The sequence below is a fragment of the Streptomyces sp. NPDC054932 genome (assembly GCF_053610205.1).
Genome location: NZ_JBSGXU010000007.1, coordinates 82,230 through 94,182 on the forward strand (window position 1 = coordinate 82,230; position 11,953 = coordinate 94,182).

The 11,953-nt window shown below is 73.5% G+C and carries 9 protein-coding genes; 4 read left to right on the forward strand and 5 right to left on the reverse strand.

Annotated features, from left to right (window positions below; genetic code table 11):
• The first annotated feature begins 45 nt into the window (after nucleotides 1-45).
• A complete protein-coding gene (locus ACWGE1_RS03665) occupies nucleotides 46-894 on the forward strand; it encodes a class I SAM-dependent methyltransferase (RefSeq protein ID WP_453418915.1) in 849 nt (282 codons plus the stop codon).
• A gap of 1 nt (nucleotide 895) precedes the next feature.
• Nucleotides 896-3,547 carry an ATP-dependent RNA helicase gene (locus ACWGE1_RS03670; protein ID WP_453418916.1) on the forward strand — a complete coding sequence of 884 codons (2,652 nt, stop codon included), beginning with the start codon at nucleotides 896-898 and terminating at the stop codon, nucleotides 3,545-3,547.
• On the opposite strand, the gene ACWGE1_RS03675 is transcribed toward ACWGE1_RS03670, so the two are convergent.
• Both ACWGE1_RS03675 and ACWGE1_RS03680 read right to left on the reverse strand, forming a co-directional pair.
• Nucleotides 3,537-4,538 carry a DUF3068 domain-containing protein gene (locus tag ACWGE1_RS03675; protein ID WP_453418917.1) on the reverse strand — a complete coding sequence of 334 codons (1,002 nt, stop codon included), beginning with the start codon at nucleotides 4,536-4,538 and terminating at the stop codon, nucleotides 3,537-3,539. The genes ACWGE1_RS03670 and ACWGE1_RS03675 overlap by 11 nt on opposite strands.
• Nucleotides 4,539-4,552: 14 nt before the next feature.
• The gene (locus tag ACWGE1_RS03680; RefSeq protein WP_106982782.1) at nucleotides 4,553-4,693 is read right to left on the reverse strand and encodes an SPW_0924 family protein; all 141 of its coding nucleotides are present in this window, start codon (nucleotides 4,691-4,693) and stop codon (nucleotides 4,553-4,555) included.
• Nucleotides 4,694-5,116: 423 nt separating this feature from the next.
• Here ACWGE1_RS03680 and ACWGE1_RS03685 point away from each other — a divergent pair, with 423 nt between their 5' ends.
• Nucleotides 5,117-5,617, forward strand: coding sequence for a hypothetical protein (locus ACWGE1_RS03685; protein ID WP_453418918.1), 501 nt, complete (start codon nucleotides 5,117-5,119; stop codon nucleotides 5,615-5,617).
• Between the two features lie 78 nt (nucleotides 5,618-5,695).
• Here ACWGE1_RS03685 and ACWGE1_RS03690 read toward each other — a convergent pair whose 3' ends face one another.
• Nucleotides 5,696-6,544 carry a hypothetical protein gene (locus ACWGE1_RS03690; protein WP_453418919.1) on the reverse strand — a complete coding sequence of 283 codons (849 nt, stop codon included), beginning with the start codon at nucleotides 6,542-6,544 and terminating at the stop codon, nucleotides 5,696-5,698.
• A gap of 282 nt (nucleotides 6,545-6,826) precedes the next feature.
• On the reverse strand, nucleotides 6,827-7,996 hold the full coding sequence (locus ACWGE1_RS03695) for a lytic murein transglycosylase (protein ID WP_453418920.1): 1,170 nt from the start codon (nucleotides 7,994-7,996) through the stop codon (nucleotides 6,827-6,829).
• Nucleotides 7,997-8,179: 183 nt separating this feature from the next.
• Here ACWGE1_RS03695 and ACWGE1_RS03700 point away from each other — a divergent pair, with 183 nt between their 5' ends.
• Entirely contained in the window at nucleotides 8,180-9,040 is an 861-nt protein-coding gene (locus tag ACWGE1_RS03700) for a DUF4184 family protein (protein WP_453418921.1), read from the forward strand.
• Between the two features lie 33 nt (nucleotides 9,041-9,073).
• Here ACWGE1_RS03700 and polA read toward each other — a convergent pair whose 3' ends face one another.
• The gene (gene polA / locus ACWGE1_RS03705; protein WP_453418930.1) at nucleotides 9,074-11,731 is read right to left on the reverse strand and encodes a DNA polymerase I; all 2,658 of its coding nucleotides are present in this window, start codon (nucleotides 11,729-11,731) and stop codon (nucleotides 9,074-9,076) included.
• Nucleotides 11,732-11,953 lie beyond the last annotated feature (222 nt).

An 11,953-nucleotide genomic window follows, 5' to 3' on the forward strand; every position in this document is an offset into this window, starting at 1 on the left:
CCTGCCACATGCAGAAGACATTCGCAGACTACGACGACGGGCCCCATGAACCAAGAGGACTACGCCTCCGAAGAAGCGTACGGAGCCGATCAGGGCTCCGGACAGGACGCCGAGGCCACACGGCGTGACGCTGGGGAAGCGGAGAGCAGCCGGGCGAGCCGGAGCTGGTGGGACCGCAACGCCGACGAGTACCAGAGCGACCACGGCGCCTTCCTCGGCGACGACCGGTTCGTCTGGGGACCCGAGGGGCTGGACGAGGCGGAAGCGGCCCTCCTCGGCCCCGCCTCCTCCCTCAGGGACAAGGACATCCTGGAGATCGGCGCCGGCGCCGCCCAGTGCGCGCGCTGGCTGGCCGCCCAGGGCGCCCGCCCGGTGGCCCTCGACCTCTCCCACCGCCAGCTCCAGCACGCCCTGCGCATAGGAGAGGACATTCCGCTGGTCGAGGCGGACGCCGGCCGGCTGCCCTTCCGCGACGGCTCCTTCGACCTCGCCTGTTCCTCCTACGGGGCCGTCCCCTTCGTCGCCGACCCCGTCAACGTCATGCGCGAGGTGCACCGCGTGCTGCGCCCCGGCGGCCGCTGGGTCTTCTCCGTGACCCATCCCGTCCGCTGGGCCTTCCCCGACGAGCCCGGCCCCGAGGGGCTGTCCGTCGGCGCGTCGTACTTCGACCGGACCCCGTACGTCGAGCAGGACGAGCAGGGCCGCGCCGTATATGTGGAGCACCACCGCACGATCGGCGACCGGGTCCGCGACGTGGTGGCGGGCGGCTTCCGCCTGCTCGACCTGGTCGAGCCCGAATGGCCGGAATGGAACAGCCAGGAGTGGGGCGGCTGGTCCCCGCTGCGCGGCAACCTGATCCCGGGCACCGCGATCTTCGTCTGCGAGCGCGACTGACGTGATCCGTACCGCCGCCCTCGACGCCCTGCCCGTTCGGGAGGCCCTGCCCGCGCTCGTCTCGGCGCTGGACGGTCACGGCACCGCCGTGCTGTGCGCCCCGCCCGGCACCGGCAAGACCACGCTGGCGCCGCTGGTCCTGGCCGGGCTGGTGGGCGGCGGGCCGCGGCGCCGGGTGGTCGTCGCCGAGCCCCGGCGGATCGCCGCCCGGGCCGCGGCGCGGCGGATGGCCTGGCTGCTGGGCGGGCAGGTCGGCGGCGCGGTGGGCTTCACGGTGCGCGGGGAGCGGGTGGCGGGCCCGGACACCGTGGTGGAGGTGGTGACCACCGGAGTGCTGCTCCAGCGCCTGCAGCGCGACCAGGAGCTCGCCGGGGTGGACGTGGTGGTCCTGGACGAGTGCCACGAGCGCCATCTGGACGCCGACACGGTCGCCGCCTTCCTCCTCGACGTACGGGAGACCCTGCGCCCGGAGCTGCGGCTGGTGGCGGCCTCGGCGACGACGGACTCCGCCGACTGGGCCCGCGTGCTGGGGGGCGCGCCGGTGGTGGAGGCCGCGGGGGTCTCGTACCCGGTGGAGACGGTCTGGGCCCCGCCGGCCCGGCCGGTGCGGCCCCCGCACGGGATGCGGGTGGATCCGGCGCAGCTGACGCACGTGGCCTCGGTGGTGCGGCGGGCGCTGGCGGAACGTTCCGGCGACGTGCTGTGCTTCCTGCCCGGCGTCGGTGAGATCGCCCGCGTCGCCGGGCAGCTGGGCGGGGTGGACGCGGAGGTGCTCCAGGTCCACGGCCGGGCCCCGGCGGCCGTGCAGGACGCGGCGCTGACGGCCGCGGACCACCGCCGGGTGATCCTCGCGACGGCGGTCGCCGAGTCGAGCCTGACCGTCCCCGGCGTACGGGTGGTGGTGGACTCCGGCCTGGCCCGCGAGCCCCGGGTGGACCACGCCCGCGGGCTGGGCGCCCTGGCGACCGTACGGGCGTCCCGCGCGGCCGGGCGCCAGCGCGCGGGCCGGGCCGGGCGCGAGGCGCCGGGCACGGTGTACCGCTGCTGGGCCGAGGCGGAGGACGGCCGCCTGGCCGCGTTCCCCTCGCCGGAGATCCGCATCGCCGACCTGGCCGGGTTCGCCCTGCAGGCCGCCTGCTGGGGCGACCCGGACGCGGCCGGGCTGGCCCTGCTGGACCCGCCGCCGGCCGGGGCCATGGCCGCGGCGCGGGAGGTCCTGGTGGCCGTCGGCGCGGTGTCCCCGGCCGGTGGCGTCACCGCGCGCGGACAGCGGATGGCCCGGCTCGGGCTGCACCCGCGGCTGGCCCGGGCCCTGCTGGACGGCTCCGCCGCGCTCGGCGCCCGCCGCGCGGCCGAGGTGGTGGCCCTGCTCAGCGAGGAGCCGCCGCGGGAGTACGGGGACGACCTGGCGGGCGCCTGGCGGCAGGCCCGCGCGGGCGGCGACGGCTACGCGTCCCGCTGGCGCGCGGAGGCCCGCCGCCTGGAGCGTGCCGTTTCCCCTGCGGGGCGCACCGCCGGAACCGGGGCCGGGGCCGCACCCCGCGCCCCGCTCGGGTGCGGCACCGCTGCCGGGGACCAGTCCCCGGACCCCCGGCGGAGCCGCGATCTTTCAGCCTCGCCGGCGTTCGAGGCGCGGGGTTCGGTGCGGAGCCCCGGCAGCGGCGCTGCGCCCGACGATGCCGCCGCGGGCTTGGTCGCTGCCCTGGCCTTCCCCGAGCGGGTGGCGAAGGCCAGGGGCGGGAGCGCCTTCCTGATGGCCAACGGCACCGCGGCGGAGCTCGGCGACGGCTCGCGGCTGCGCAGCGCGCCCTGGCTGGCCGTCGCCGTCGCCGACAGGCCCCCGCATTCCGCGTCGGCCCGGGTCCGGCTCGGCGCCGTCATCGACGAGGACGCCGCCCGCGCCGCCGCCGGGCACCTGCTCACCTCGGGGGAAGAGGTCCACTGGGAGGACGGCGACCTCGTGGCCCGCACCGCCGAGCGCCTCGGGGCCGTCGAGCTGGCCGTGCGTCCCCTGCGCGCCCCCGACCCGGCGCTCGTACGGGCCGCCCTGCTCGACGGACTGCGCGCCGAGGGGCTCGGTCTGCTGCGCTGGTCCCCGGACGCGCTGACGCTCCGGGCCCGTCTGGGCTTCCTGCACCGGACGCTCGGCGGAGCGTGGCCCGACGTGGCGGACGACCGGGCCCTGCTGGAGCGCGCCGACGACTGGCTGGAGCCCGAGCTGTCCCGGGCCCGGCGCCGCGCGGACCTCGGGCGGATCGATGCCGGGCAGGCCCTGAACCGGCTGCTGCCGTGGGCCACCGGCGAGGCGGCCCGGCTGGACGAGCTGGCTCCGGAACGGCTGGAGGTGCCCAGCGGGTCGCGGATCCGGCTGGACTACTCCGCCGAGCACGGCCAGCCGGTGCTCGCGGTGAAGCTGCAGGAGCTGTTCGGGCTGGCCGAGACCCCGCGGGTGGCGGGCGTACCGGTACTGGTGCACCTGCTGTCGCCCGCCGGCCGGCCGGCCGCCGTCACCGCCGACCTCGCGTCGTTCTGGCAGGGCGGCTACCGGGCCGTGCGCGCGGAGCTGCGCGGGCGCTACCCCAAGCACCCCTGGCCGGAGGACCCGGCCACCGCCGAGCCCACCCGCCACACCAACGCCCGGCTCAGGCGCTGAGCGGTCCGGCCCCGGGACCGTCCCCTGCCGCGGCCTCCCGCACCCGTCGGCCCCGGGCCTCCAGCCAGAGCGCCACCGCCAGCAGGGCGAGCCCGCCGACGGCCAGGCCGATCGGCGCGTAGGTGTGCAGTGCGAGGACCTTCGTACGGTTCGACCTGACGAGGTCGACCGTGTAGTCCGAGTAGTCCTCGCGCATCGTGACGTGTCCGGCGAAGGCGGTGAGCTTGCCGTCGGGGCCGTCGGCCGCGATGCCGCCGCGCATCTCCTGCTGGATGTCCTGCTCGGCGTTGACGGGCGCCCCGGTCACCGGGTCGACCCAGAACTTCGCCTTGACGGTGTACCAGAGGGTGGTGCCGGTGGCCGCCTCGATCGTCGCCGGGTCGATGCCCTCGATCGGCATCTTCTTGGGCATGGAGACCTTGGTCCAGGGGACGGTCTGCTCAAAGTAGTAGACGTCCATGCCCTTGAACGTGCGCGGTCCGACGTAGTGGATCGGCGAGGAGGTACGGGTCTGCGCGTCGAAGTACAGGTAGTCGCGCGGCTCGGTGAAGAAGGGCCACTTGAACTCGATGCCCTCGCGCTTGACGGGGTCCCCGTCGACCATCTCCCCGGTGGCGTGGACCGGGTCCTGGGTGTGCGCGTCGAAGATGTAGCGCTCGGGGATCTGGGAGACCATCCTGCCGTCCGGGCCGATGATGTAGGACAGGGTGTCCCAGACGACGACGTCCTTGCCCGCGCTCGCCTCGATCTCCTTGGACGCCTCCACGTTGCCCTTGAGGGTCTGGACGATGGTGACCTTGTCGACCTTCTTCGGCTGCATGCCGCCGGTGTAGTCGAGGAGCGTCGCGTCCTTCGCCTCCAGGACCATCTCCTGGTACTGGTTCGGCGGGATCTTGGCGAGGCGGGGGTACGCGTACCAGCGCAGCAGCGGTGCCAGGGCTGCGCAGAACACGGCTAGGGCCAGCAGGACAAGGCTCGCTCTGCGTCGCACGGCCGGGCCCTCCTCTACTTTCCGGGCGCGGGGGGCGCGGTGGTGAGCAGGGGCTTGGGTGAGGTCCCGCCTTCGGGCACCCCGAACGCCGTGATGGCGAACACGAGGGCCAGCGCGGCCGCGAGGCCGATGACGGCGGCGACGAATGCGCGCATGCCGGGGCTCCGAAATCTGATGAGGCGTCAGAGAGGGGGCACCGTAGCAACGCGGGGGTGAGATGAGAACCGTCTGGGCCGTGGATCACCGGGAACGGCCCCTGACCTGCGGTCGGGCCCCGCGCCGGGGCCGTCCGACTACGGGCGGCCGCCGAAGCATCGCCCCCGGTCCGCCGATTGCACCGCCCAACCATCGAAAACGGTCGGCGCGAGGTAAGCGCAGGCCACCGACCCCGAAAAGCGCTATTGGGTGATCCCGACGGCACTCCGGGCAGACTACTGGGCCGCGCGGGTGGTCACGCACTTTGAAGGAACGATCAATCCCCGGGCGACCCTTACCCGCACCGGACGAGTCGATAAAGTAAGAGAGAAATCCAGCCACTCGACCGGATTTCCACTTCGCCTTTCCTGGAGGTACGAACAGTGGGTATTTTCGAGGCCATCGAAGAGGCCGTTCGCGGCGGACAGATCACCCTCGCGGCGGATGATGGAAGCGTCCTGGCCACAGTGCGGGAAGCAGTAGAGAGCGGCAGGTCCGAGACGTTCTACCTCTCCCGCGCCCAAGCCGACGCGATCAAGGTGTGGTACTGGACACCCACACGGATCAGAGAAGCAGGCATGGAGCCCGTGTCAGCCGAAGAAAGGGCTCGAATTGAGTCCGAGCTGGGGGTCTCGTGCACACCGCCCGCCTACTCGAACACGCTCGTATGCGAATGCGGAGGCACGTATGGAGCGTTCGAGTTCCTCCAGCAGGGAATCCGCGAACACGGAAAGGACATGGTGGAGGCGATCTTCGAATTGAAGGACACTTCCGTTATTCGCGTGAATCCCAACAACAGCGCTATTTGCGCTAAGTGCAACCGGAGGATGCTGCGATCCCACTATTACGACTACCGCAATTACGGCTGCTGTGCCCAGCTCTGAATTCTCGCAGCGCAGGCCCCGCTTCGCAGTGGGCGGGGCCGGGGGACTCGCTGGGGCGTGAGCCGCGGGACGCGGGCCCTACGAGGGGCCGCCGTTCAGGCGGTCGTGGATCGCGCGCAGCCAGGGTTCGCGGACGGCGGGCAGCCGGGACAGGGTGTGCAGGAGCACGCGCGGGTCGGGGCGGAGGACTCCCCAGGGGTGGGGGGGCAGTGGGTCGTCGGGCAGGACTCGGTCGGGAAGCACGCCGGTGGCGGGGACCAGCCGCCGGTCGTTGTGGAAGGCCAGATGCATCCACACGTCGGCGGCCAGCGGCACGGCCTCGGCGGTGCCGGACGGCGGCTGCCAGGCTTCGCCCGTCTGCGGGTGCTGCGGGACGAGGACGACGCCGGTGGCGGGAGCGGGGGTGGGCACGCCCGGTCCGGCCAGGGCCAGGGTCTTCGTCGTCGGCCCGGCCGGGAGCAGCCCGTCGAGCGCCCGACCGAAGGCGGTCGCGAGGAGGCCGGCGGGGACGCTGACCCGGTTTCCTCCCGAGGCGGCCAGGAGGTGGGTCAGGGCGACCGCCACGATTGCCACGGCTGCCACCCACTGCGGGCTCCGGCGGCCGGGCGGTCCGATCGGCGGCGCGGACTCCCGGTCACGGGTGAACTCGGCCCAGTCGGCGGTCGGGGCGGGGCCGCCGGAGGGGATCCGGTGGACGGCGGTCGGGTCGAGCCGCACCACCTGCCGGAGCGTGCAGTCGTCGATGCGGGTGGCCACCGCCCGTCCGCAGTGCGCGCGGGCCAGGTTCGGGCCGGACCGCCCGTCCAGGCCCAGGCAGTAGCCGTCGCAGCGCTCGGGGATCAGGGACGGTGTCGCGGGTGTCGCCCGGAGCGACGAGGAGCGCGCCCGGCGGCCCGAAGGAGAGGGCAGGGACCGGGGCGAACACACCGCGGGCGGCCGCCTCGTCGGCCCCGATCCCGCTCCACGGCCGCCAGGGCGGGCCGGAGGGCTCCGGGTCGACGGCGTAAGTGCCCTGTTCCATCAGGGTGGGCAGCAGATCATGCCCGTAGCGCTGGTGGGTGCGGGCGGGGAGCGCGACCCGAGTCAGGGAGGCCGTCAGCGCGGCTCCGCACCCCGCTCATGCGAACACATCGGCCATGGCCCCTCCCCCGCCCCCTGTACGACGAGAATCGTCAGGGGGCGGGTGACGGGCCGCCAACTCCTTTTGCCCTAAGGGGCACCGGTCGGGCTCGCGCTCGGCGTCGAGGTCCGGCTCGGAGTCGGCGTCGGACGCGGAGTCGGCTTGGAGCTGGCCGTGGGAGTGGGCTTCGGCGACGGGGTCGCGGTCGGACTGGGGGTGGGCGTGGGGGTCGGGGTCGGGGTGGGCTTCGGGTCCGGGGTCGGCGTCGGCTCCGGCGTGGGGGTCGGCGTCGGAGTCGGCGTCGGAGTGGGCGTGGGAGTGGGCGGAGTGGGCGTAGGGCTGGGCTTCGGGGTGGGGCTCGGGGGCGGTGTCGGGAGCGTGCCCGAACCCGTACCGGGCCGGTCCGGGACCTCGTACGTGCCCTTGAGGTAGTACGTGAACCAGGAGCGCACGGTCCGCAGGTACTCCGTGGACCGGTTGTAGGAGAGCACGGCCCGGTCCAGGTCCGCGTCCACCCTCAGGTCCCGGGTGCCCGCGCACAGGTACCGTCCGGCGGCGAGGGCCGCGTCGTGGATGTTGTTCGGGTTGCGCCGTCCGTCGCCGTCCGCGTCCTGGCCCCATGCCGCCCAGGTGGAGGGGATGAACTGCATCGGCCCGACCGCCCGGTCGTACCGGGAGTCCCCGTCGTAGGCCCCGCCGTCCGTGTCCGAGATGTTCGCGAAGCCGTTGCCGTCGAGCACGGGCCCCAGGATCGGCCGCAGTGTGGTCCCGGCCGTGTCGACCTGCCCGCCGCGCGCCTGCCCGGACTCCACCTTGCCGATCGCCGCGAGCAGTTGCCAGCGCAGTCCGCACCCGGGGTCGCTGCGCCCGACCGTCTTCTCCGCCCCCAGGTACGCGGCGAGCACGCTCGCCGGTATCCCCTGCGCCCCTTCGGCCGGCCCGGTCGCGGCCTGCACCGGGACGGCCCCGGGCGCCGTCGGCGCCTGTGGCTGCGCCGGCTGCTGTCCCTCGTCCGGCAGCACCACGCCCGGCGGCTGCGGGCTCACCAGTGGCGGGAGTTCGGTGAAGTAGGCGGAGTCGCCGCCGGCGCCGTCCGCGGCGGCGGGCGCCTGCGCGCCGCTCTCCCCCGCGGCGGAGGCCCGGCCGGTGCTCCCGCCCGCCGGGCCCTGGGAGGCGGTCACCGCGGCGACCACCAGAGCGGAGACCAGGGCGGCTGTCGTTCCCCTGCGCAGCCTGCGTCCGATTATTCGAGCCGACATGAGCCGGACCCCTCCCCCTCGACGTCCGCGTGACCCTACGTCAACTCCCTTCACACAGCACGCAAGGTGGCCTGGAATTCACCACATCCCCACGTCCCGAGGCAGGTCACGCATACTGTCTGGACCCTTCGGGAGCATTGGCCCGAAGTAAGAACGTCCACAGGAAATCCCAGGAGAGGTGCCATGCCGTTCACTCTCAGCCACGCGGCCGCCGTACTTCCGGCCATCCGTCGGACCGGGCGTGCGCGGGGCCCCCTCGTCGCCTCGGCGCTCGTACTCGGGTCGTTCGCGCCGGACACCTTCTACTTCACGGATGCGGTCGTCGAGGGCGTCATGACGTACGGGGCCTTCACGCACTCGCTGCCGGGCGTCCTCACACTGGACGCCGCACTGACGGCCGTCCTGGTGGGCCTCTGGCTTCTGCTGCGCGAGCCGCTGATCGCGCTCCTGCCAACCGGCCTGCAGGGCAGGGTGTACGCGTTCGTGCGGGGTGAGGCGTGGCGCGAGCGTCCCCGGCCGGCCGCACTCGCCGCCTGGTTCTACGTCTCGGCGGTCGTCGGCTCCCTCACCCACGTGGTGTGGGACAGCTTCACGCACCACGACCGCTGGGGCACGGACGCGCTGCCCGATCTCGCGCGGCCGCTCGCCTACGGCCTGCCGGGCTACTCCTTCCTCCAGTACGGCACTTCGGCCCTCGCCGCATGCGCCCTGCTCTGGTTCACGGTGACCGCCCTGCGCCGGCTTCCCGCCCTCCCGGCCCCCACGTCCGTGCCGGTGCTCTCCCGCGCGGAGCTCTGGGGTGCACTCGCCCTGCTCGTGGTGTGCGTGGCGGCCGGAGTCACCCGGCGCGTGTTCCGCTTCTTCGACTTCTTCGACCGGATCCGTACGCCGCTCGACATCATCCCGACCGTCTGCTTCGGCGCGGGCGGCGGCCTGGCGGTGGCCCTGCTGGTCTACGGGGTCCTCGTACGACTGCGGCACCGCAACGACCGCACCGGGCGCCCCGCGGACGAGGAAACACGAACGCCCGTCCCCACCGCCTGAGCGGGGACGGGCGCCGGGTCGGCCGTACGGGGATCAGTGCGCGGCGGACTCCCAGTCCGGGCCGACGCCCACCGAGACGTCCAGCGGGGCACGGAGCTCGACTGCCGCGCCCATCTCGCGCCGCACCAGCTCCTCGACCTGCTCGCGCTCGCCCGGGGCGAGCTCCAGCACGATTTCGTCGTGGACCTGGAGCAGCATCCGCGACCGCAGGCCGGCCTCGGCGATGGCCTTGTCCACGCGCAGCATCGCGACCTTGACGATGTCGGCGGCGGTGCCCTGGATCGGGGCGTTGAGCGCCATCCGCTCGGCGGCCTCGCGGCGCTGGCGGTTGTCGCTGCCCAGGTCGGGCAGGTACCGGCGGCGGCCGAAGATCGTCGCCGTGTATCCGGTGGCGCGGGCCTCCTCGACGACGCGCTGCAGGTAGTCGCGGACCCCGCCGAACCGCTCGAAGAAGGTCTCCATCAGGCCGCGCGCCTCGGCGGGCTCGATGTTCAGCTGCTGGGCGAGTCCGAAGGCGGAGAGGCCGTAGGCGAGGCCGTAGGACATGGCCTTGATCTTGCGGCGCATCTCGGCGTCGACCTGGTCGCGCTCCACGCCGAAGACCTGGGAGGCGACGGTGGTGTGCAGGTCCTCGCCGGTCGCGAACGCCTCGATCAGGCCCTCGTCCTCGGAGAGGTGGGCCATGACGCGCAGCTCGATCTGGCTGTAGTCGGCCGTCATCAGGGCCTCGAAGCCCTCGCCGACGACGAAGCCGCGGCGGATGGCGCGGCCCTCGTCGGTGCGCACCGGCACGTTCTGCAGGTTGGGGTCGGTGGAGGACAGCCGGCCGGTCGCGGCGACGGTCTGGCTGAAGCTGGTGTGCACCCGGCCGTCGGCGGCGATGGTCTTGACCAGGCCCTCGACGGTGACGCGCAGCTTGGCCTGCTCCCGGTGCCGGAGCATGATCACCGGGAGTTCGTGGTCGGTCTGCGTGGCCAGCCAGGCCAGCGCGTCCGCGTCCGTGGTGTAACCGGTCTTGGTCTTCTTCGTCTTCGGCAGGTCCAGCTCGCCGAAGAAGACCTCCTGGAGCTGCTTGGGCGAGCCGAGGTTGAACTCGTGGCCGACCGTGGCGTGTGCCTCCTTGACCGCCTGCTGGACGGCTCCGGCGAACTGCTGCTCCATGGCCTCCAGGTGGTCGCGGTCGGCGGCGATGCCGGCGCGCTCCATCCGGGCGAGGAGCTCGGAGGTCGGCAGCTCCATGTCGTGGAGCAGCTCGACGGCGCCCACCTCGGCCAGCTTGCCGGTGAAGGCGTCGCCGAGGTCCAGGACCGCGCGGGCCTGCGCCATCAGGGCCTCGGCCTCGGCGGTCTCGTCGGCGCCGAAGGCCAGCTGCCCGTCGGCGGCGGCGGGGGCCAGCTCCCGGTGCAGGTACTCGTTGGACAGGACGTCCAGCGCGAAGGACCGGCGGCCCGGCTTGACCAGGTACGCGGCGAGCGCGGTGTCCATGGTGGCGCCGGCCAGCGTCCAGCCGTGCTCGGGGAAGACCCGCATCAGGCCCTTGGCGTTGTGCACGACCTTGGGCTTCGCCGGATCGGCGGCCCAGGCGGCGAAGGCCTGCTCGTCGGCCTCGTCGAGCGCGGACGGCTCGAACCAGGCGGCGGCCCCGCCGGCCGAGGCCAGCGCGATCTCACTGATGTTGCCCTGGCCCAGCGCCCAGCTGTCGACGGTGGCCACGCCCAGCGGCGCGCCCCCGTGGGCCTCCAGCCACGGCGCGAGCTCGCCGGCGCCGAGCACGGAGCCGTCCAGCTCCACACCGGCCGCCACCGGAGCGGCGGCCTCCTCCTCGGCCGCGCCCGGGTCCACGGCGAGCAGCCGCTCGCGCAGCGAGGCGTTGCGGATCTCCAGCACGTCCAGCACGCCGAGCATCGCGGAACGGTCGTAGGGGGCACGGACCAGGTCGGCGGGGGCCTTGGGCAGCTCCACGTCCTTGACCATCTCGGTCAGGACGCGGTTGAGCTTGACGGCCTCCAGGTGGTCCCGGAAGTTCTGTCCGGCCTTGCCCTTGACCTCATCGGCACGCTCCACGAGCTCCGCGAACGACCCGAACTGGGTGATCCACTTGGCCGCGGTCTTCTCGCCGACGCCCGGGATGCCCGGCAGGTTGTCGGACGGGTCGCCGCGCAGCGCCGCGAAGTCCGGGTACTGCTGCGGGGTGAGGCCGTACTTCTCCACCACCTTCTCCGGCGTGAACCGGGTGAGCTCGGAGACGCCCTTGGTCGGGTAGAGCACGGTGGTGTGCTCGGAGACGAGCTGGAAGGAGTCACGGTCGCCGGTGACGATCAGCACGTCGAAGCCGGCCGCCTCCGCCTGCGTCGCCAGCGTCGCGATCACGTCGTCGGCCTCGAAGCCGTCGACCGCGAACCGCGGCACGTGCATCGCGTCGAGCAGCTCGCCGATCAGCTCGACCTGCCCCTTGAACTCGTCGGGGGTCTTGGAGCGGTTCGCCTTGTACTCGGGAAACTCCGTCGAGCGCCACGTCTTGCGGGAGACGTCGAACGCCACCGCGAAGTGCGTGGGGGCCTCGTCGCGCAGCGTGTTCGCCAGCATCGACGCGAAACCGTAGATTGCGTTGGTCGGCTGCCCCGTCGCGGTCGTGAAATTCTCCGCGGGCAGCGCGAAGAACGCCCGGTAGGCCAGGGAGTGCCCGTCCATGAGCATCAGGCGGGGGCGGCCCGCTGCGGACGGCTGGTCGGTCTTCTTCGCTGATGAATCTGCCACGCCCCCGATCCTAGGCGCCCCCGCTGACAATTCCGGCGCCGTCGATGCCGCACGACGTCCGGCACCGGGGGCGGCCCTCGCGACGGCCGGTCCGGCCCCGGGCTCCGGCCCCCCACGCCGCATCCGCCCCCCCGGCCGCCCCCGGCGCACCCGCCG